The 21,271-nt window shown below is 43.2% G+C and carries 17 protein-coding genes; 12 read left to right on the top strand and 5 right to left on the bottom strand.

Annotated features, from left to right (window positions below; translation table 11 throughout):
* Positions 1 to 107: 107 nt before the first annotated feature.
* The 5 genes from OE749_RS11705 to OE749_RS11725 all read left to right on the top strand — a co-directional run bounded on the left by OE749_RS11705 (position 108) and on the right by OE749_RS11725 (position 6,292).
* Complete coding sequence (locus tag OE749_RS11705; RefSeq protein WP_263712643.1) at positions 108 to 314, top strand: dodecin; 207 nt, start codon at positions 108 to 110, stop codon at positions 312 to 314.
* A gap of 88 nt (positions 315 to 402) precedes the next feature.
* Positions 403 to 1,413, top strand: coding sequence for an isoaspartyl peptidase/L-asparaginase family protein (locus OE749_RS11710; protein WP_263712644.1), 1,011 nt, complete (start codon positions 403 to 405; stop codon positions 1,411 to 1,413).
* Positions 1,414 to 1,486: 73 nt separating this feature from the next.
* The gene (locus tag OE749_RS11715; RefSeq protein WP_263712645.1) at positions 1,487 to 1,903 is read left to right on the top strand and encodes a CBS domain-containing protein; all 417 of its coding nucleotides are present in this window, start codon (positions 1,487 to 1,489) and stop codon (positions 1,901 to 1,903) included.
* 73 nt (positions 1,904 to 1,976) lie between these two features.
* A complete protein-coding gene (gene hrpA, locus OE749_RS11720; RefSeq protein WP_263712646.1) occupies positions 1,977 to 5,870 on the top strand; it encodes an ATP-dependent RNA helicase HrpA in 3,894 nt (1,297 codons plus the stop codon).
* A 119-nt stretch (positions 5,871 to 5,989) separates the two neighbouring features.
* Positions 5,990 to 6,292 (top strand): PilZ domain-containing protein, encoded by a 303-nt coding sequence (locus OE749_RS11725; RefSeq protein ID WP_263712647.1) that lies wholly within the window; start codon positions 5,990 to 5,992, stop codon positions 6,290 to 6,292.
* A 140-nt stretch (positions 6,293 to 6,432) separates the two neighbouring features.
* On the opposite strand, the gene OE749_RS11730 is transcribed toward OE749_RS11725, so the two are convergent.
* A complete protein-coding gene (locus OE749_RS11730) occupies positions 6,433 to 7,773 on the bottom strand; it encodes a dicarboxylate/amino acid:cation symporter (protein ID WP_263712648.1) in 1,341 nt (446 codons plus the stop codon).
* 111 nt (positions 7,774 to 7,884) lie between these two features.
* Between OE749_RS11730 and OE749_RS11735 the strand changes: the two genes are divergently transcribed.
* Positions 7,885 to 10,176, top strand: coding sequence for an Ig-like domain-containing protein (locus OE749_RS11735; RefSeq protein ID WP_263712649.1), 2,292 nt, complete (start codon positions 7,885 to 7,887; stop codon positions 10,174 to 10,176).
* A gap of 116 nt (positions 10,177 to 10,292) precedes the next feature.
* On the opposite strand, the gene astB is transcribed toward OE749_RS11735, so the two are convergent.
* Positions 10,293 to 11,636: an N-succinylarginine dihydrolase gene (gene astB / locus OE749_RS11740; protein WP_263712650.1), complete on the bottom strand. Its 1,344-nt coding sequence runs from the start codon at positions 11,634 to 11,636 to the stop codon at positions 10,293 to 10,295.
* A gap of 441 nt (positions 11,637 to 12,077) precedes the next feature.
* On the opposite strand from astB, the gene topA reads away from it, so the two are divergent.
* The 4 genes from topA to OE749_RS11760 all read left to right on the top strand — a co-directional run bounded on the left by topA (position 12,078) and on the right by OE749_RS11760 (position 16,241).
* Positions 12,078 to 14,714, top strand: coding sequence for a type I DNA topoisomerase (topA, locus tag OE749_RS11745; RefSeq protein WP_263712651.1), 2,637 nt, complete (start codon positions 12,078 to 12,080; stop codon positions 14,712 to 14,714).
* Between the two features lie 96 nt (positions 14,715 to 14,810).
* Positions 14,811 to 15,371 carry a DUF2058 domain-containing protein gene (locus tag OE749_RS11750; protein WP_263712652.1) on the top strand — a complete coding sequence of 187 codons (561 nt, stop codon included), beginning with the start codon at positions 14,811 to 14,813 and terminating at the stop codon, positions 15,369 to 15,371.
* A gap of 6 nt (positions 15,372 to 15,377) precedes the next feature.
* Complete coding sequence (locus OE749_RS11755; RefSeq protein WP_263712653.1) at positions 15,378 to 15,839, top strand: YaiI/YqxD family protein; 462 nt, start codon at positions 15,378 to 15,380, stop codon at positions 15,837 to 15,839.
* Between the two features lie 168 nt (positions 15,840 to 16,007).
* On the top strand, positions 16,008 to 16,241 hold the full coding sequence (locus tag OE749_RS11760; protein ID WP_263712654.1) for a hypothetical protein: 234 nt from the start codon (positions 16,008 to 16,010) through the stop codon (positions 16,239 to 16,241).
* 106 nt (positions 16,242 to 16,347) lie between these two features.
* Here the strand turns inward: OE749_RS11760 and OE749_RS11765 are convergent, their stop codons facing one another.
* Both OE749_RS11765 and OE749_RS11770 read right to left on the bottom strand, forming a co-directional pair.
* Positions 16,348 to 17,538, bottom strand: coding sequence for an amino acid aminotransferase (locus OE749_RS11765; RefSeq protein ID WP_263712655.1), 1,191 nt, complete (start codon positions 17,536 to 17,538; stop codon positions 16,348 to 16,350).
* A 74-nt stretch (positions 17,539 to 17,612) separates the two neighbouring features.
* Positions 17,613 to 18,380, bottom strand: a complete 768-nt coding sequence (locus tag OE749_RS11770) for an NRDE family protein (RefSeq protein WP_263712656.1) — start codon at positions 18,378 to 18,380, stop codon at positions 17,613 to 17,615.
* Between the two features lie 213 nt (positions 18,381 to 18,593).
* Here OE749_RS11770 and OE749_RS11775 point away from each other — a divergent pair, with 213 nt between their 5' ends.
* Positions 18,594 to 19,838: a cystathionine gamma-synthase family protein gene (locus OE749_RS11775; RefSeq protein WP_263712657.1), complete on the top strand. Its 1,245-nt coding sequence runs from the start codon at positions 18,594 to 18,596 to the stop codon at positions 19,836 to 19,838.
* A gap of 118 nt (positions 19,839 to 19,956) precedes the next feature.
* Positions 19,957 to 20,556: an FMN-dependent NADH-azoreductase gene (locus OE749_RS11780; RefSeq protein WP_263712658.1), complete on the top strand. Its 600-nt coding sequence runs from the start codon at positions 19,957 to 19,959 to the stop codon at positions 20,554 to 20,556.
* 133 nt (positions 20,557 to 20,689) lie between these two features.
* Here OE749_RS11780 and OE749_RS11785 read toward each other — a convergent pair whose 3' ends face one another.
* Entirely contained in the window at positions 20,690 to 21,232 is a 543-nt protein-coding gene (locus OE749_RS11785) for a glutathione peroxidase (protein ID WP_263712659.1), read from the bottom strand.
* Positions 21,233 to 21,271 lie beyond the last annotated feature (39 nt).

Consider the following 21,271-nt stretch of genomic DNA (forward strand, 5'->3'; position numbering starts at 1 on the left):
CGATCTCAACAAATTATGACGTGGACTTCAAAGAATTTTTCAATAAACCGATCCATATAACAGTAAATAGTCTATGAATAGTACATTGATAAAAAAGGAGAAACGCAATGTCTACCCATACATATAAACTAATTGAACTCACTGGGTCCTCGCCGAAAGGGTCAGATGAGGCGATTCAAAATGCATTGGCGAAAGCGAAAGAATCGATTCATAACATGCGTTGGTTCGAAGTGATTGGCACACGCGGACATATAGAAGATGGTAATATCGCGCATTGGCAGGTTACTCTAAAAGTCGGTTTCACGTTAGATTAACCATTATCGCGGGTTATATTTTGCACGGCTGACATTTTGACTAGAGGGTGATACTTTACTGATTCTAAACAGAAAATCGGAGTCAATGATGCGAACCCTCATATTTAGCGCTGCGCTGCCTTTTCTTCTCTTCCATGCTTCTAGTCACGCGACCGACAAAGCACCTCCTGTTGCGATAGCGATTCATGGTGGTGCAGGCACGCTATCAAAAGCCAATATGTCAGATGAGCAAGAAGCACGTTACCGACAGCAACTGGAGAACGCAGTAAAAGCCGGACATGCGGCGTTAAAGAAAGGCCATTCTAGTGTGGATGCCGTAGTTGCCGCTATTACGTTGCTAGAAGACTCGCCTTTGTTTAATGCTGGTAAAGGCGCAGTGCTAACGTTTGAGGGCGCGCATGAACTTGATGCATCAATTATGTACGGAAAAAACCGCATGGCAGGAGCCGTGTCGAGCTTGCGTACAGTAAAGAATCCCATTCTAGCCGCCAGAGCAGTAATGGAAAAATCTGTGCATGTGATGCTGTCGGCTGACGGTGCGGAAATTTTCGCAAAATCACATGGATTGACGCAGGTTGATAATAGCTATTTCACTACGCCACACCGAAGACAAGCGTTAGATAGGGCGTTGCAAAAGCTTACGTTTTCTCCATCATCTACTTATTCTATTGATACATTCGATTATAAATTTGGAACCGTAGGTGCAGTAGCGCTAGACAAACACGGTGACTTGGCGGCTGGCACATCAACAGGCGGCATGACCGCAAAGCGCTACGGGCGAGTAGGTGATTCGCCCATTATTGGAGCGGGCACATTTGCAGACAACGAAAGCTGTAGTGTGTCGGCAACGGGGCACGGTGAATTTTTTATTCGCTATAATGTTGCCGCTGATATCTGCGCTCGTGTTAAGTATCAAGGTAAGCCCCTTGAAAAGGCTGCGAAGGAGGTGATTCATGATGTGTTATTACCGGCTGGTGGGTTAGGGGGTGTGATAGCGCTTGATAGGCATGGAAACATTGCCATGCCGTTTAACACAGAGGGCATGTACCGCGCTAGCATCAATACTCAGGGCGAGGTATTGGTGGAGATTTTTAAATAAACACAGGCATTTCGTTATTCTGGTGACTATCTTTAACAATAGACACCTAGCATTAATATCATGTGGAGGATAGATGGAGTCTTTAAAAGTCAGTGATTATATGAACCGACATCCTGTTACCTTTGAAACCGAAATGCCCGTTGCTGAAGCTGTCGGTAAGCTGTTAAGTAGCAATCAGCCTGGTGGCCCTGTGCTTGATGCGAATAAAAAAGTGGTGGGGTTTGTATCTGAACAAGATTGTATCAAGCGAATGATAGAATCGAGCTACTACCGTGAACAAATAGCACGTGTTAAAGATATCATGCACAAAGAAGTTCTGAGTGTTAAACCCTATGAGTCAATTTTTGAGTTAGCCCAAGAAATGCTGGGGCAGAAACCGAAAATCTACCCCGTTTTAGACGACGATGGCTACCTTTTAGGCACGATTAATCGTACTCATGTGCTTAAAGCGATTGATATCCAACTAAAAGACGGCTATCGGACGCCGTAAACAACTGGAAATTGCTATCAGGATCTTCTAGGATCTTGCGCTTTAATGACGACTAATCTGGCGAGAAGATCCTTTGACACCCGCAAATCACCAAGAAATAAAAGAATTGATTAATCAAGCAATTGGCGCCGAACGATTTCGTTTTCGGCGTCGACTCAATGATTTAATAAAAAATAAAGGTGATAACCAAGAAAAACAGTGGGCAGATTTAAAGGAGCACGTAGTGCGTTCTTGTGAAAGACGTGCATTGAGAATGCAGCAGCGCCCTGAAATTTCCTACCCAGATTTGCCCGTAAGTGATAAGCGCGATGACATTGCCGACGCCATCCAGAACAATCAAGTCGTTATTATTGCGGGGGAGACTGGTTCTGGTAAAACCACTCAAATACCTAAAATTTGCCTAGAGTTAGGTCGCGGTGTAGACGGCCTTATAGGTCATACTCAACCCCGACGTTTAGCAGCCCGTAGCGTAGCGACGAGGATTGCTGAAGAAGTGGAATCACCGCTTGGTCATCATGTTGGATTTAAAGTGCGTTTCTCTGATCAAGTCAGTGAAAATAGTTACATTAAATTAATGACAGACGGTATTTTGCTCGCCGAAATACAGCAAGATCGATTTTTAAATCAGTACGATACGATTATTATTGATGAAGCCCATGAGCGCAGTCTAAACATCGATTTTATTTTGGGGTATTTGAAGCAATTGCTGCCCAAGCGTCCTGATCTTAAGGTCATCATTACGTCAGCAACAATCGATCCTGAGCGTTTCTCTCAGCACTTCAATCAAGCGCCTATCATTCAGGTGAGCGGAAGAACATACCCTGTAGAAATTCGCTACCGTCCTTTCGACGATCCTGAGCAAAATATTGATCAGACTCAGGCGATTATTAATGCGGTGCATGAACTATCTGGCGAGGGAAAAGGCGACATTTTAGTATTTTTAAGTGGTGAGCGAGAAATTCGTGACACGGCTGACGCATTGTCAAAAGAAAAACTCGGGCACACGGAAATATTGCCTCTTTATGCCAGACTTTCAGCAAGCGAGCAGAATAAAATATTTCACCCTAAAGGCACGAGACGAATTGTTCTCTCCACGAACGTGGCTGAGACATCGTTAACGGTGCCTGGTATTAAATATGTCATCGATCCGGGTATGGCTCGAATTTCACGATATAGCGTGAGAAGTAAAGTACAACGGCTTCCGATTGAGCCTATTTCACAAGCATCAGCTAACCAGCGTTCGGGTCGGTGTGGTCGGGTATCTGAAGGTATCTGTATTCGACTGTATTCTGAAGACGATTATTTATCTCGAGATGAATTTACTGCCCCCGAGATTTTGCGTACAAATTTGGCCTCCGTTATTTTACAAATGTTGTCGCTAGGATTAGGCAATATCGATGCCTTTCCTTTTGTGCAACCACCAGATAGCCGTAATATCAATGACGGGTTCAGGTTGTTAGAAGAGCTTCGTGCTTTAGAGAAGCAAAAAGGACGGGCTAGATTGACTCAGATGGGTCGTCAGATTGCAAAACTTCCGGTCGACCCTCGATATGCAAGAATGGTGGTGGAAAGCGCAGAGCAAGGCTGTATTCAAGAAGTGATTGTAATCGCAGCGGGATTGAGTATTCAAGATCCTAGAGAAAGGCCTCAGGAAAAACGACAAGCCGCAGACGAAGCCCACAGCCAATGGCAGGATAAAGCCTCAGATTTTATTGCTCTGTATAATTTATACAGCGGCTTTCGTGAACAACAAAAAGCGCTCTCAAATAATCAGTTGCGTAAATGGTGCAAAACCCAGTTCGTGAATTATTTAAGAATGCGGGAATGGCAAGATATTGTCAGCCAATTAAAAAAGGCGATTGCTGAATTAGGCTTTCGTTTAAACAGTGAAGCAGCAGAATATGATGCTATTCATATCGCTCTGTTATCTGGCTTGCTTTCTCATATGGGCGTCAAGGATAAAGAGAAAGAATACATAGGTGCGAGGAATTCTCGTTTTCTAATATTTCCGGGGTCCCCACTGTCTAAAAAGCCACCTAAATGGACAATGGTGGCAGAGCTAACAGAAACCTCTCGCTTGTTTGGGCGCGTTGCGGCAAATATTCAATCTCAATGGGCTGAACCATTGGCGAAGCACCTGGTGAAATACCAACACTCAGAGCCTCATTGGTCAAAAAAACAAGGCATTGTTAAAGCATCAGAAAAGGCATTGCTTTATGGGTTAACCATTATCCAGAATCGCTCGGTTAATTTTGGAAAAATCGATGCGAATGTAAGCCGCGATATTTTCATCCGCGAAGCCCTTGTAAATGGCGATACCAAGATTAATGAGACGTTTCTTACTGCCAACCAAGACGCAGTAGCGAATGTACTTGAGCTAGAAGATAAGTCGCGTCGCCGAGACATTCTTGTTGATGAGTCTGACTTAATCGCTTTTTATAGTGAGCGTATCCCAGCCCATATTTGTTCAGAAGCATCGTTCAAAAAGTGGTGGAAAACTAAGCGAGAGCAAGATGCGCGTTTTCTACACTTCGATCCTGAGGCTTTATTCAAACGTGAAAATATTGGCGTATCGCCTTTGGATTTTCCTGACGCTTGGCAACAGAATAATCTGTCGCTTCCTGTAAACTATCACTTTGAACCAAAGGATGAAGATGATGGTGTTAGCCTTATGGTGCCATTACCGTTATTAAATCAGCTTGAAAATGTAGGTTTTGATTGGCTGATTCCAGGACTACGCCACGAGTTAATTGTTGCACTGATAAAAGGGCTACCCAAAAAATTACGTCGTAATTTTGTTCCTGCACCTGACTATGCCACCGCGTGCCTAGAGGAAATACAACCGACAGATAAAAAGGGAAATAGTATTTCGTTACTTGACGCGTTGTCTCTGAAGTTAAAACGTATGACAGGTATCGACGTGCTCGAAGAGGATTGGCAACGTGAGCAATTGCCCAAGCATTTGCTGTTTAACTTTAAAGTGCTAGATGGCAAAGGGCAGGTGATAAAGCAAGGGCGTGACTTGCTCGCCTTGAAAGAATCGTTAAAAGGCAAAGTGAGTGACACGCTGAAAAAAGTGGCAACGCCTGATGTTGAGCAAACAGGGTTGACCGAGTGGAATTTCCCACCATTACAAAAAGAATTCATCAGCAAGCAAGGTGGGTTTGAGGTGAAAGCATTTCCCGCGTTGGTTGCTGAATCTGCGAGTGTGGGAATCAAATTGTTTGATCATCCAGAAAAAGCCAGAAATGCGCATCAAATTGGGTTGCGAGAACTCGTAAAACTAAACATTCCGTCCCCAGTAAAATACCTGCAAGAAAAATTGCCCAACAAAGCGAAGCTGGGGCTTTATTTTAATCCGTTTGGGAAAATTCAAGATCTTATTAATGACTGTATTAACTGTGGTGTCGATGCACTTATTCAAGAGTTTCAATTGGCTCGTCAAAGCGATGTGCGACAGGAAGATGAGTTTATGGCGTTGCGTGATGTGGTGAGAGAACATATTAACGAAAAGGTACTCATTATTGCTTCGTCTGTAGAAAAAGGCCTGACAACAGCACATGGTGTGCAGAAAAAGTTAAAGGGAAATGTCCCATTGACGATGATCAATGCGCATGGAGATATCAAGCAACATCTAAACAGTTTAGTGTACAGTGATTTTGTGTCTGATATTGGTGAAGCTCGGTTAGAACATTGGAATCGATATATAGAGGGGATTGCTCGTCGATTGGAAAAACTGCCTATCGATCCCGCTAAAGACAGAATGCATCAAATGACAGTTGAAAAGGTTCAGGCGCAATATGAGGCTGTGTGTAACAAGCTCCCAGTCGGCGCACAAATGCCTGACTCTCTGAAAGAAATTAGGTGGATGATTGAGGAATTACGTGTTTCGTTATTTGCTCAACAGTTGGGAACCTCGATACCTATCTCTGCGAAGCGAATTACTAACCATTTAAATGAGATATAAAAACTGGCGTTGACATTATCTTGTAGTCACCCTATAAAAGTGTCAACGAGGTGGAATTATTTGCGAAGTTGATTCCACCCATTAAGACAATTTTTTGCGTAATTGGGTAGAGGTAACACATGTTAGGATATGATGATAAGCGCAACTTTTTTAGAATGATGCTAAATTCACCCTGTGAGTTAAAAGTAGAAGATGAAGAGTCAACACGAACGCTTGTCGCGGTGTGCAAAGATATTAGTGCAACAGGCATGTCTTTTGAGGTGGAGGAGCAATCAGTAGAGCCAGGAACCAAAGTGAGTGTTTCTATTGAATCAACCAGCTCTCAAATTCCGTCTTTATCAGCAACAGCAAGAGTGGTGCGCTGTGAGTCCATCGGTGAAACCCACTGCACAATTGGTGTTGAAATTATCGAAATGAATTAAAGACAGCGCTGAGAAGTGCCTTGTTTAAAATGAATGAATAATAACGATATTGAAATACGGAATATCGTTTATTTATATTACCTCTACATTTAAAAAATCCACCAAATGGTGGATTTTTTAATGCGTAGATGAATGTGTTGTTAAGCCTTTTCTGTCGGAAAGTGCACTTCTTCTGATTGTTTGCCCGCATCGACATCGTTAAAGGTATTTACGTCTAGCTCACCCTCAGACTTCGCCACAATACATGCCACCATGCAATCGCCTGTTACGTTAACGGCGGTGCGCGTCATATCAAGTAGACGGTCAACGCCAATAATCAGTGCAATGCCTTCGACAGGAAGGTTTACTTGGTTCAATACCATTGCCAGCATAATCAAGCCAACACCGGGTACGCCAGCCGTGCCAATAGACGCAAGCGTTGCTGTGAGAATGACCATCAAATAGTCTGAAAGTGTTAAATCAACACTGAACACTTGAGCGATAAATACCGTTGCGACGCCTTGCATAATCGCTGTACCGTCCATGTTAATGGTTGCGCCTAGCGGAACAGTAAAACTCGCCACTGAGTTTTTAACGCCAAGTTTTTTGGTTGCTGTTTCAAGCGTAACCGGCAGGGTGGCACTGCTGCTAGAGGTACTAAAGGCAAAGATTGCAGCGTCACGCATTTTCTTAAACAGCGTAACGGGGCTGAGCCTGGTCAGTACATATAAAATTGTTGAATAGGACACAAATGCATGCACGGCTAAAACAGCCAATACTAAGACAAAGTATTGAATTAGGTTGCCAACCAAGCCTAAATCAATGGTAGCGAATAGTTTCGCCAATAGTGCAAATACACCATAAGGCGCTAGATTCATTAAAATCGTGACTAGCTTCATGATAACGACGTTCAAATCGTCGAAGAAGCGCGCTATTCGGCTACCTGTATCACCACTCATAGCGACAGCGACGCCAAAGAGTATTGCAAATACAATGACCTGAAGCATGTTTCCTTGCGCCATGGCATTGATTGGATTCGACGGGAACATGTTAATGATCACTTGTGCAAGTGAAGGGGCTTCTTTCGCTTCATAGGTGGCTTGCGAGGTCATCTCTACACCTACTCCCGGCGACACAATTAACGCAAAGCTGACGGCTAATGTAATAGCTAAGGCCGTTGTGCTGATGTACAACAGTACAGATTTACCACCCAAACGTCCTAATTTTGCGGGGTCACTTAAGCTGCTCGTTCCGCAAACCAGAGAAACAAAAACCAGGGGAACCACAAGCATCTTAAGGCTTGCAATAAATATCTGACCTATAACGTTAAATATACCATCGACTAAAACAGCATACGTAGAAACCTCTAGGGTCAATACACTAAACGTAAAATCTCCGCTATCATCAAAAAGCAGTTTAAGGAGGGATCCGGTTATGATACCGGCAATCATGCCGAAGAAAATTCGAGCAGTAAGGCTATATTTTTGTTGGGACTGACTCATAATTATCCAATTTATCGTTTTTATGGCGCATAGCCTAGCAAGATTGGCGCGGAAGCAAAACCTCTAAAAGCAAGCAAGGGAAAACAATTGATTAAAGTGAAGTTAACAACTATGACGCAAAAAAATGTACTCGGATATTTTTTCACCGTTTGTATGCTAATAATTCTATCGGCTTGCGGTGGCGGTGGCAGCCTTGAAAGAGATAACGATAGTGGCGGAGGGAGCACACCAACAAATAAGCGTGTGTCGGTCAGCATAGAAGATAAAGACGGAAATGCTGATAACTCGTTGTCTTCCGATTCTCCTCTTACAGTTAACGCTGTTGTTACAGACGATGGAAATCCCGTTTCTGGCGAGTTGGTTACCTTTAGCTTAACCGACGATACACTCGCCAAGTTTAACCGAGATACCGCTACTGCACTTACGAATAATGATGGAGTTGCGTCAATTGGTTTGATTGTAGGACAAAATTCTGGGGATGGGTTGGTCGTTGCCACCGTCGATGAAACCGTAACAGGTCAAGTTGGGTTTAGTTCCTCAGGCGCTACGCAAGAACTTACTGAGCCTAAGTCGTTAGAAATTTATGCTTCTGCGAGCCAGTTATCATCAAGCGGCTCAGATACTATTGAGTTAACAGCACTAGTTAAAAATGAACGTAATGTATTGTTAGAAGGGGTAGAGGTTTTATTTAGCGCAGATCAAGGAGCATCGTTAACGGTAACTCAGGCGATTACTGATGCGTCGGGGATGGCCAAGGCACAATTGTCTACACCGAATAACCCAGCAAATCGCATTATCACTGCGACGGCACAAGTACAAACGACTCAACAGTCGCTTATATCAACAACACCTATCCCTGTCGTGGGAACAGAAGCGCGTATAGATGGGCCGACAACTGTTATTGTGAATGACTCGGCAACCTTAACGGTGATTGTTGAAGACTCAGACAGTGATGGTGTTCCTTCTACAACGGTAGGTATGAAGGTGTTGGATGCCAACGGGAATGACGTTACCAGCCAAACCATTGGCACAGGGAGTGTCACTACAGCATCAAACGGCCAAGCAAGTGTTGTATTCAATAGCAGTGTGTCTGGCACTTTTGTTGTACAAGCAAGTGCACTCAATACGGCCGGACAAATCAATATCACAGTTCAGCAAGATCAGTTCATCTTTTTGAATCCACCTGATGTCAACCTCGATGCTGACGATATTCCTCTTAACCAAAATAAGAATCTTCAAATTCGCTGGTTAAGACAAGGGAATCCGTTTGCAAATGGAAACGTACGATTCTCAATTTCTAGAGGGCAAGTGGTAAGTGCTGATGCAACAACTGATACAAACGGTGTCGCAGATTTGGTGGTGAGTTCGACCAATGCAGGTATCGCGCAAATTACGGCGATTGGAACTGACAGTACGAACCAGCAGGTAAGTACACGCCTTGACATAGAATTCGTTGCGACAGTAGCAAATAGTATCATCGTAGATGCAACGCCTGACTCAATTGGGCCAGATGGACAAACCAGTACGATTTCAGCCGTTGTTAGAGACGTGTCTGGTAACTTGGTTAAAAATAAAGTGGTGCTGTTTAATTTAAGCGATGTCAGCAATGGTGAAATCACAACGGGTCGCGCAACCACAGATAGAAGTGGAATTGCAACCACGGTGTATCGCTCAAATGCAGTAAGTACCATTGAATCTGTCGTGGTAACCGCTACGGTTGAGGATAACACCAATGTGACGGGACAAACGCTGCTAACAGTGGGGGATCGTGCGTTTGATATTTCTATTGGAACAGGTAACTTGTTAACTGTCCCTAATGATTCGTCGCTGTCGAAAGAGTTTTCTATTTTTGTAACAGACCCTGACTCTACGCCACGTGAAAACCAACAAATGACATTTTCAGCGCCGCCTGTGCGTTATCCCGGTATCGCGTTTAGAAAAGGATATTGGGTCTGGAATCCCACAGACGAAATATGGGATCAAATCGTTACGCAGAGCTGTGCGAACGAAGATCGAAATGGAAATGGGATACTTGATGGTACAGAGGATCTAAACGGTGATGGCATACTGCAACCCTCTGAAGATCGTAATGGTAACGGCATTTTAGACGGCAGCGAAGACCTTAATGGCGACGGCATGTTAACCCCGGGCAACGTATTTACGGTGCCGAGCACTGCAACCTCCGATGCCAACGGTCAAGCAGTAATTAATGGTGTTTATGCTAAGCAATTTGGTGGATGGGCCGATGTACGTGTTAAAGTATCAGCCGAATCAAACGGAAGCGAGTCCAGTGAAAGTATGGTGTATAGCTTGGGCGTTCTATCTTCAGATTTGAAAGATGAAGCAAATCCGCCGCCTAATAGCCCTTACGGTATCGCACCGGGTTGTGACAATACGAACTAGTAGTCAAAATTCACTTACGAAAAATGATAATAAAAACCCAGCAATTTGCTGGGTTTTTTACTGTGTGCTGATGCCATGCTTTTCTCATCACTTATACGAAAAGCATGTCGCTATCATTATACTTCTCTTTGGAATGGATACACTGAGCCGATTTTAAGAATTTGAGTGAGTTCGTCCAGCGCTGTTCTTGACTCAATTAATAGCTGGGGATCACGTAGGTCGTCTTCTTTTAATTCATCGCGGTAGTGTTTTTCTATCCATTTATGCAAGCGCTCAAATTGGGCATCATTAATTAATGTGTTTTGGTTAACTGCCGTCAACTCTTGCTCGTTAAGGGCAACACGAAGTCTTAAGCAGGCTGGACCTCCGCCGTTTCTCATACTTTGTTTAACGTCAAAGTAATGAACCTGCTTGATCGGCGTATTTAGCGTAACCAGTGAATCTAGGTAATTCGATACTGCTTCACTGTCACGGCACTCGGTGGGGGCAATTATTGCCATTTCGCCGTTGGGCAGAGTAATAATTTGGGTATTGAATAAGTAAGTTTTTACAGCTTCTTGTACTGAGACTGCAGACGTATCTACTCTGATAAAATGTAATTCGTCTCCTTCAAATTTCTGACGAATTTCAGCTAACGCATTGTCAGTATTTGCAAATGCTTGCTCATGATAAAACAACACATTTTGGTTGCCGACAGAGATCACATCGTTGTGGAATACACCTTGGTCTATTACGTCTGGGTTTTGCTGAATATACACGACATTTTCATCACTTAAACCATGCAATCTAGCGATAGCTTGACTGGCTTCAAATGTCTGTCTGGCTGGATATTTTTGCGGAGCTGATTTGCTGTCATCAAATGCGTAGCGGCCGTATACAAAAATTTCTACGCCAGGCTTTCCGTACTCGCTACACAAACGGGTGTGATTCGCTGCACCCTCATCGCCGAAATGTTCATTATCAGGTAAGTGGGTATGGTGGCTGAAATGTTTAGAGTCAGCGAATGTTCCCTTTAAAATTCGGCCGGTTACTTCTGGCTCTAACGAGCGATGATACTTATTTGTAAGGTTAGCTGGTGTAAAGTGAACTTTGCCATCAGCCGTATCTGCGCTTGGTGACACAGTTGCTGCGTTAGCTGTCCACATGCTAGAGGCTGAACAGCATGCTCGGAAAATGGCGGGCGCATGTTTGGCAGCTTCTTCTAATACACGCGCATCAGAGCCTGTAAAACCTAAGCGACGTAAAGCGTAAATATCTGGACGTTCCTGAGGAGCAAGCACACCCTGAACCATACCCATGTCAGACAACGCCTTCATTTTTTCTAGGCCCTGTATGGCGGCTTGTTTTGGACTGCTTGATGCACTAGCATTGCTCAGTGATGCCACATTGCCAAATGACAAGCCAGCATAATTGTGCGTTGGGCCAACTAACCCATCAAAATTCACTTCAAACTGCTTCATGTTACCCTCGTTTGTAAACAAGATACTGGGTTCACTTAAGTACCTTTGCATCTTGATTTATGTATTGCAGCCAAGACAATAGCTAACTTGGCATCATAGGAGTGTTACGCGTCTTTTTATCGTCATTCTGTGCGTATACTCAGATCTCATAAGAAAGCATTCGCACTCATTGGTGATTCATGTTTTCTTATAAAAAGATGTTCTAGATTTATTCATCGTCATTAGATGAGTAACATTATACGTTTTTTCAAAACCTTGCCAAATCTCGAAGGTCAAAAAACATACAGCATTTATCTACCTTTATATATAAGTATGAAGAAGAACTTGTTTTCTATTCACTTTGTAGATATATCTTAAAAAAGAGAACAGGGGTGATAGGTGAGTGATAAACCACCTAAAATGAAGTAAAACCCATATAAATCAAAGGTTAAGCACAAATATATGACAAAATCACTGGTGATTGTCGAGTCGCCTGCTAAGGCTAAAACGATAAATAAATATCTCGGCAAAAATTTTATTGTAAAATCCAGTGTTGGGCATGTCAGAGACCTCCCAACGAAGGCATTAGGTAAAGTTCCGCCTAAAAAAACAGCAAAAGAATTAAAGACGTTACCCGAAAACGAGCGTCAGGAATATTTACGTCACCACGAATATCAGAAGTTGGTCGACCGTATGGGGGTCGATCCAGAAAAGGATTGGAAAGCCCATTACGAAGTGCTTAACGGCAAAGAAAAAGTCGTTAATGAATTAAAGAAATTGGCAAAAGATGCTGACACAATCTACCTCGCAACCGATTTGGATAGAGAGGGGGAAGCGATTGCTTGGCATTTGCAAGAATTGCTCGGATCTAAAGATAAAACGTATCAACGTGTTGTGTTTAACGAGATCACTAAAAACGCAATTCAAGACGCGTTTTCTGATCCTGGTGAAGTTAATGTAGAGCGCGTAAATGCGCAGCAAGCAAGGCGTTTTCTAGACCGCGTTGTTGGATTCATGGTATCGCCACTTTTGTGGAAAAAAATAGCGCGCGGACTATCCGCAGGGCGTGTTCAGTCGGTAGCTGTGCGACTTGTTGTTGAACGTGAGCGCGAAATTAAAGCATTTATTCCTGAAGAATTTTGGGATATTCACGCAGACTTACAAGCTGCATCGTCACCACTTAGAATGCTGGTTAATAAGCATCAGGGTGATGCATTTAAGCCAAAAAATAAAGCAGATGCAGACGCCGCAGTTGCAGATTTAAACGAAGCGTCTTACCACGTTATTAGTCGCGAATCTAAGCCGACTAAAAGCAAGCCTTCAGCCCCATTTATCACCTCTACGCTCCAACAAGCTGCGAGTACGCGGTTGGGGTTTGGCGTGAAAAAAACCATGACGATGGCCCAAAGATTGTACGAAGCGGGTCATATTACCTATATGCGTACCGATTCAACCAATTTGAGTCAAGAAGCGCTTGATAGTTGCCGTGGTTTTATTTCTGACAATTTCGGTGACAACTATCTACCTGATTCACCTATCCGTTATGGTAGCAAAGAAGGGGCACAAGAGGCGCACGAAGCGATACGCCCCTCTAACGTAAATGTTAAATCTGATTCGCTTAAAGATATGGAGCGTGATGCTCAGCGTTTATATGAGTTGATTTGGCGTCAGTTTGTTGCGTGTCAAATGGTACCAGCCGAGTACTTTGCTACTACGATTAAAGTGAAAGCGGGTGACTACGAGCTATCTGCAAAAGGGCGGGTGATGAAGTTTGATGGTTGGACTAAGGTGCAACCTCAGGTGAAGAAAAAAGGCGACGAGGATTTAATGCTGCCCGACGTAAAAGAGGGAGATAGCTTAGATCTCAAAGCACTTGATCCTAAACAGCATTTTACCAAGCCAGTAGCTCGCTTCAATGAAGCATCTTTGGTTAAAGAATTGGAAAAGCGCGGAATTGGCCGACCTTCAACTTACGCAAGTATTATTTCAACCATTCAAGACCGTGGCTATGTCCGTTTGGAAAACAAGCGCTTCTATGCAGAAAAAATGGGTGAAATTGTTAATGATCGCTTGTTAGAAAATTTTGATGACCTAATCAGTTATGACTTTACTGCCAACATGGAACAGCAGTTAGATGAAATCGCTGATGGAAAGGCAAACTGGAAGGAAGTACTTAACGACTTCTATAAAGACTTTTATCAGAAACTATTGCAAGCTGAAAAAGATCCTGACGAAGGCGGTATGCGTCCGAATCAGGCGGTTGAAACTGAAATTGGTTGTGATGTATGTAGTCGCCCAATGAATGTGAGAACGGCGAGTACAGGCGTTTTTCTGGGCTGCTCAGGGTATAATCTACCGCCCAAAGAGCGATGCACAGGAACAAAAAATCTGACACCGGGCGACGAAGTGATCAAAGTCGACGATGATGAAGAGTTAGAGACTGAAGCACTCAGAGCCAAGCGCCGATGCCATGTTTGTGGCACAGCAATGGATAGCTATCTTGTCGATGAAAAACGTAAACTGCACGTGTGTGGTAATACGCCCACTTGTCCGGGCACGTATGTCGAACAAGGTACCTTCAAAATCAAAGGCTATGACGGGCCATTGATTGAGTGTGACAAATGTGGCAGTGACATGGAGCTAAAAAATGGTCGTTTTGGCAAGTATTTTGGCTGTACTAATGAAAACTGTAAAAATACGCGTAAGCTATTGAAAAATGGGGAAGTCGCGCCGCCAAAAGAAGATCCGGTAGATTTACCCGAGCTACCGTGTGAGAAGTCTGACGCGCATTTTGTTTTACGAGACGGCGCATCGGGGATCTTTTTAGCTGCACACAACTTCCCTAAGTCTAGAGAAACACGCGCGCCGTTTGTTGACGAGCTAGCGCGTTTCAGAGATAGAATTTCGCCTAAGTTTTATTATTTGGCGGATGCACCTGCGGCCGATCCTGATGGTAATCGAACGTTAGTGCGTTATAGCCGAAAAACTAAACAACAATACATCATGTCTGAAACGCCTGAGGGCAAAGCGTCGGGGTGGTCTGCATGGTTCACCGACGGAAAATGGGTGGTTGAAGACAAGCGTAAAAAGAAAAAATAGCCGTTTCAATAGGCAGTAAAAATCTCAGGCCGTAAGTGGTATACTTGCGGCCTTATTTTATTTTCAATTACATCGATACACATTCAGAGCAAGATCATGGCACTATCACTTCAAGAACAGTTGCTAAAAGCTGGACTGACCGACAAGAAAAAAGCGCAACAAGTCAAAAAAGAAAAGCACAAAAAAATTAAACAAAAGCAAAAGCATAAAACTGAAATTGTCGATGAAAATAAGATCGCGGCTGAAAAGGCGCGGGTAGAAAAGGTTGAAAAAGACAGACAGCTAAACCTCAAAGCGAAAGAGGAAGCTGAGAAAAAAGCGGTTTTAGCCCAAATTAAGCAGCTAATTACCGTCAATAAGCAACCGAAAAATACGGGTGATATTGCCTGTAACTTTACAGACGACAATGTAGTGAAGCGCGTGATGGTTGACGAGAAAACGCATCGCCGTATCACTCTGGGTAAACTCGCCATCGTTAAGCTTGATGAAGAATATGAAATTGTCCCCACTCCAGTGGCTGACAAACTTGAGCAAAGAGATGCCGATATTGTGCTTTATCGTGCTGACAAACAGCAGGTTGAAGAAGCCAAAGTAGAAAGCGCAGAAGAAGACGAATGGTATGCTGACTACGAAATCCCAGATGACTTAATGTGGTAAAAGGCGATGAGTCAGTTTACGGTTTGGGTAGATGCGGATGGATGCCCGAATATTATCAAAGAGGTGCTATTTAAAGCGGCGCAACGCACGGGTGTTCAACTTACTCTTGTGGCCAATCACTATGTCAAGGTGCCACCAGCGAAAAATATTGCATTTTTGCAGGTTGAGCAAGGGTTCGATGTTGCTGATAATGAATTGGTACAGCGTATAGAATCTGGCGATATGTTAATTACGTCGGATCTTCCTCTTGCCTCTGATGCCATTGCGAAACAGGTGAGTGTGATTAATTTTCGAGGTGAGGCACTAACCAAAGAAAATATTGGTTCAAGACTCAATATGCGTGACTTTCTCGATACAATCCGATCTAGCGGAGTACATACTGGTGGGCCACCCCCGCTGGGGCAAAGTGATAAACAAACCTTTGCGAATACCTTCGATAGAGTGTTAACGCAAAAATTAAACAGCTAGGTGACGAAGCGTTAATTTATTGATATTAATATGGTTTTACAATTGTTTTATAAATTGTAAATTAATCTATACAGCGTTAAAACTTTCATAAAGATTCAATACAGCTTAGATATCAGTATAATCGCCGCGTTTTTGAGCAGTTATGTAGTAGTGAGGCTGTAAATCGTTATGCAAGAAGGTATAACTCAAAACCCCGAGCGTTTAGTCAATGCACTTGTGAGGTATCGTTCTGACCTGTTAACGCCAGGTTTTATAGAGGAGCATGGAACCCTTGCAGTAGACAGTATTTTTCGTGTGCTCTCTATCAATGCTGGTGAAGCCCCCAGTGTTTTGGCGGAAATTCCAGGAACGCCATTTACCCGAGAAATAGCGATCGAGCACATTGAGGTAATGAATGCGTAAACCTTAAGGGTTAAACTAACGATTACATTGTAGATTCAAAAAAGGCCGCTTAATAAAAAGCGGCCTTTTGCATTTTAATCGACGAATTGTTGTCTGTATTTAGGCGTTAAAGCACCGATACAAGGGCTTTTGCGAGCGCATCTACATTACCTCGACTAATGCCAGCAATGTTGACACGGCTTGAGTCTACGAAGTAAACGCTATGTTCATCACGTACCTTTTTAACTTGCTCAGGTGAAATACACAAGAAGCTAAACATCCCTTTTTGCTGAGTCACAAAGGAGAAGTCTTTAGAAGCGCCATTTTCAGCTAGTTTGTCTACGAGAAGTTGACGCAGCGTTTGCATACGTGTTCTCATTTCATTGACTTCATTTGTCCACTGGGCTTTTAACGCTTCGTTATTCAAAATGATGTCTACTAACGCACCACCATAAGAGGGTGGCATGGAATAGATGCCTCTGGCTACAGACTGTATTTGTGATTGAACGATATCACGCATAGCGGCGTCGCTCGTGATCATTGCAGCAAGACCAACGCGCTCTCTGTATAGACCAAAGTTTTTAGAGCAAGATGCCGCAATAATCACCTCTGGCAAGTTTTCAGCCATTAAACGCAATCCATAAGCATCTTCCTCTAAGCCATCTCCAAAGCCCTGATATGCCGTATCAATAAATGGAATAAAGCCAGTTTGTTGGGCAATCCGGAGAACTTCATCCCATTGCTCGTTGGTTAAATCAGCACCAGTAGGGTTGTGGCAGCAACCATGTAATAGGACAACATCGCCTTTCTTCACTTGTTTTAAGCAATCTACCATTTCATCGAATTTGATACTGGCAGTAGATTTATCAAAGTAGGGATAGGTCTCAATGTTTAGACCTGCATCGCCTATTAGGGGAATGTGGTTGGCCCAAGTAGGATCACTGACCCAAACGGTTGTGTCACTGTTACAGCGTTTGATTAATTCAGCTAAAATTCTAAGCGCACCGCAGCCCCCTGGTGATTGCACAGCCGCGACGCGGTTTGATAATAGTGCTTTGCTTTCTTTACCAAGCAGTAACGTTAGCATACCCGTAATAAAGCCCGGCACACCTTGCGGTGTAATGTAGGTTTTAGATATTTCTGATTCCAACAGCACCGACTGGGCTTTAATAACGGAATCTAAAATGGGCGTATTGCCGTTCTCATCTTTATAAACGCCTACTCCCAAATCGATTTTATTCGGGTTTGGATCAGCTTTGTATGCAGCCGACAGCCCAAGAATGGGATCGGCGGGTATTTTGGGTAGTACTTCAAACATGGTAGCCTCAATGACATAGAATTCCTTGGCGTCATTATGCCATTACGTGGATAAATTACGAGGCTCTAATCTATCTATTTTAATGAAAAAGAAACATTTTTTTGTAAAGCACATTGCCCGTTTTTGTCAAAGGTTCGCTCCAACCACAATACGGTTTCATTTTTGTCTATGGTTAACAGAGTTGAAGAGCGCGTGCCATAGTTCTCAAGCTGAATGAATATTGATGATAGGGCTTTTTCCAGCTCAAAAGGCACGCCTGTATCGGGTAAGTGCGTATCGCTCGCTACTTGACCATTTTTTAATAAGTTAAAAAGAGAGGTGTGGTTAAGTGGCGTAGATGACATACAAGCACGCTTAAGATCGTTGATGCCAGACTGCATCTTGGGCCATTGGCTATGAATATCGCCATTAGAGATACTATGCACGCCAGCGCTTAAATGTACCGCCTCGTTGGTGATGTTGTTGTAAACTTGCAGGTTTCGCCAATTGCCAAACAGTAAATTATATCCGTTGTATTCCCCGCGGGTTTGTTTGAGCAATTCGAGATAGTCATCGTCTTTATTTGGCTTTGTTAAATAGTCTAATGTTAAATATCCGCGGCTTGTCATGTTTGATTTTACTAAGCGCGGATCCCGAAAATTAGTCAACGCACTAAATTTTCCTGTTTTGGACATGCCCATCCATGTGCCACCGGCTTCGCGATCTTTTCCGGCCAAAAGTTCAGGTTGTGCTCTCCAAAATTGTGACGGTTCAGTGGGGCGTGCATAAAATTCATCTCGATTTGCTGCAACAATCAGTGGGTAATCGGGATGCTGTTCAATAGCGAGAAACAAAATGCACATAATTTACGGACTTTTAAATAGGGGATGATTGATTATATATTTGGTGATGCAGAGTTATACTTCAAGCCTATTATTTTAATGTTGCTGCACAATTACAGCTTTGCGAGAAATTCCATTATTCAAAGTCAACAGATTTGGGGTATTGTGGTATCGTAAAATTGGAAAATCATTCTTTTTACAGCCCACACTGAAATAATAAATTGGAGTAAATGCGTGTCATATAAAGGCATCACAACGAAATTGGTTCACGCTGACCGTAAACTCAATAAACCTGCCAATGGCGCGGTTCATTATCCCACGAGCAATTCCGTTTTATTTGAATACGAGGATGTTCAAGATTTAGTGGATGTTTTCCAAGGAAAGCAGGTGGGGCATGTCTATTCTCGCTCTTCTACTGCGTCGAATGCTGCGCTTCAAACCATTCTCAATAATATGGAGCAAGGTGTTGGGGCGGTGACATTTGCTACTGGTATGGCCGCCATCTCGTCAACGCTTCTCGCATTATTACGGGCGGGAGATCATATTATTGTCAGCCAGTTTTTATTTGGTAATACACGCAGCTTCATAGAAACCCTGAGTCAATTTGGTGTTGAAGTCAGCTTGGTTGATGTAACAGATGTGCAAGCGGTTGAAAGAGAGGTTAAAAACAATACTCGAGCCGTGTACGTGGAAACAATAGCGAATCCTGTCACGCAGGTGGCCGACTTGGGCGCTATTGGCCAATTATGCGCAAACAGTGGGCTTTTGTTCCTTGTAGATAATACGATGACACCCAGTTTGGTGTTTGATGCCAAAGGCGTGCAAGCCTCTATTACCATGACATCACTAACCAAGTACGTGGCGGGGCATGGCAATGTGCTGGGAGGTGTTATTGTCGATACTGGGCTATTCGATTGGTCACATTATCCCAATATTTTGCCCATGTACCAAAAAGGGGAGCCTTCTCAGTGGGGGCTTACGCAAATTCGTAAACGCGGCTTACGCGATCTTGGCGCGACGCTACCACCGCAGTCTGCACACCAAATATCTATTGGTTTAGAAACCATGGCAATGCGGATACAGCGCGTGTGCGAAAATGCATTGCGGCTTGCTACCTACCTACATAGTCACGATGCTGTTGAGCAGGTGTACTACCCAGGATTGAGCGATCACCCTCAGCATTTTATTGCCAGAGAGATGTTTAATGGTACTTATGGGGGGATTTTCAGTATTGTTTTACGAGATGACATCGATGCTCACCGTTTCCTCAATCAGCTGTCTTTAGTGATTTGTGCAACCCATTTAGGTGATACACGAACCTTAGCATTACCTGTTGCAAGTACGATTTTTTATGAAAATACACCTGAGGAACGAGCAAAAATGGGGATTCATGACAACATGATCCGTTTTTCAGTGGGAATTGAAGATATCGAAGATATCGTTAGCGACTTTGAACACGCATTTGCTCATTTTATATAAGCAATTTAGTCTGTACTAAAGCCAGTTCAAATAATTTGAACTGGCTCCTCAAAATTCTCCGATTTTTTTACTTTGTCTCACCCTGTAATCTGCATCCATCGCAATTGGAGGACAGATTATGAAACGCGTTTTAGCCATTTACACTGGTATTCACCCAGATCAAAGCCATTCATCAAAAATGGTGAATGCTGTTATCGATATGATGCAAGCAAAAGAGAGTACGCAGGCCGCTCAACGAGATGTTGCCCAAAACCCTATTCCTCATTTAGAGCAGGAAGAAATGGAAGCGTGGATAACACCCATTGAGCAACGTACTGAAAAACAGCAAAATCTTGCAAGCTTATCAGACACATTGATTGCCGAGCTGCAAGATGCCGACACGTTAGTCATTGGCATGCCGATGTATAACTTTGGTGTACCATCAACCTTTAAGGCGTGGATTGATCGTGTGGCGAGAGCTGGGATTACATTCAAATATACAGAGCAGGGGCCTGAAGGGCTACTAGGCAACAAAAAGGTTATTATTGTCGCTACGCGAGGCGGCTATTACGCCGGAACGGAGAAAGATTCTCAAACTCAATATTTAAAAGATGTATTTAATTTTTTAGGCATCAATGATGTAAATTTCTTTTACGCAGAAGGACTTGCAATGGGCGAGGAACGCGTAAGTGACGTTTACCGAACGTTTGATAAAAAAATTTCGGAACTAATTAAATGAGGTGGTGCCTAAATTAATGCTGTTAGCTTTGCAATCATCTTTTGTGTGTGATGTTTGCAGCTATAGTGTGTTCCAAGTTGAGTGTGCTTATTCGCCCCGCATCCCCGCGGGGCTTTTTTATGTGAAAAAATACTTACAGGCGAATTGCGCGTTCGATGTCTTCAATAAACTCTTTGTCATCTGGTTTGGTAAAAGAAGAATAGGATTCCACAACATCTCCCTCTTTATTCACAAGATATTTGTAAAAGTTCCATTTGGGTGTGGTTCCTGACTTTTTCGCAAGCATTCTATATAAAGGATCGGCGTCATCTCCCCTGACTGACAGAGGCTCGAACATTGGAAACTGAACGCCATACGTTAATTCGCATAACTCAGCGGTTTTGCCTTCGTCTTTATCTTCCTGATTAAAGTCGTGAGAAGGAAAGCCCAATACCACCAATCCTTCATCTTTGTAATCAGAATAGAGTTTTTCTAATCCTTCGAATTGAGGCGTAAATCCGCAATAGCTTGCGGTGTTAACAAATAACAGGGTTTTACCTGAATAGGCTTTACACAAATTGACTGTTTCTTGAGAATTAAGTTTACGTTTCAGAAATTTCAGTACGTCAGGGCAATCATTAGCTAACGCGGGCGTCGCCGCGATAGCAAACGCGAAAAGGGCCGCCTTGAGTTTCATAGGAGTCTCCATAAAGGTGAATATCGACATTATTATTAA

This window comes from Fluctibacter corallii (assembly GCF_025751585.1).
Classification (GTDB): domain Bacteria; phylum Pseudomonadota; class Gammaproteobacteria; order Enterobacterales; family Alteromonadaceae; genus Fluctibacter_A; species Fluctibacter_A corallii.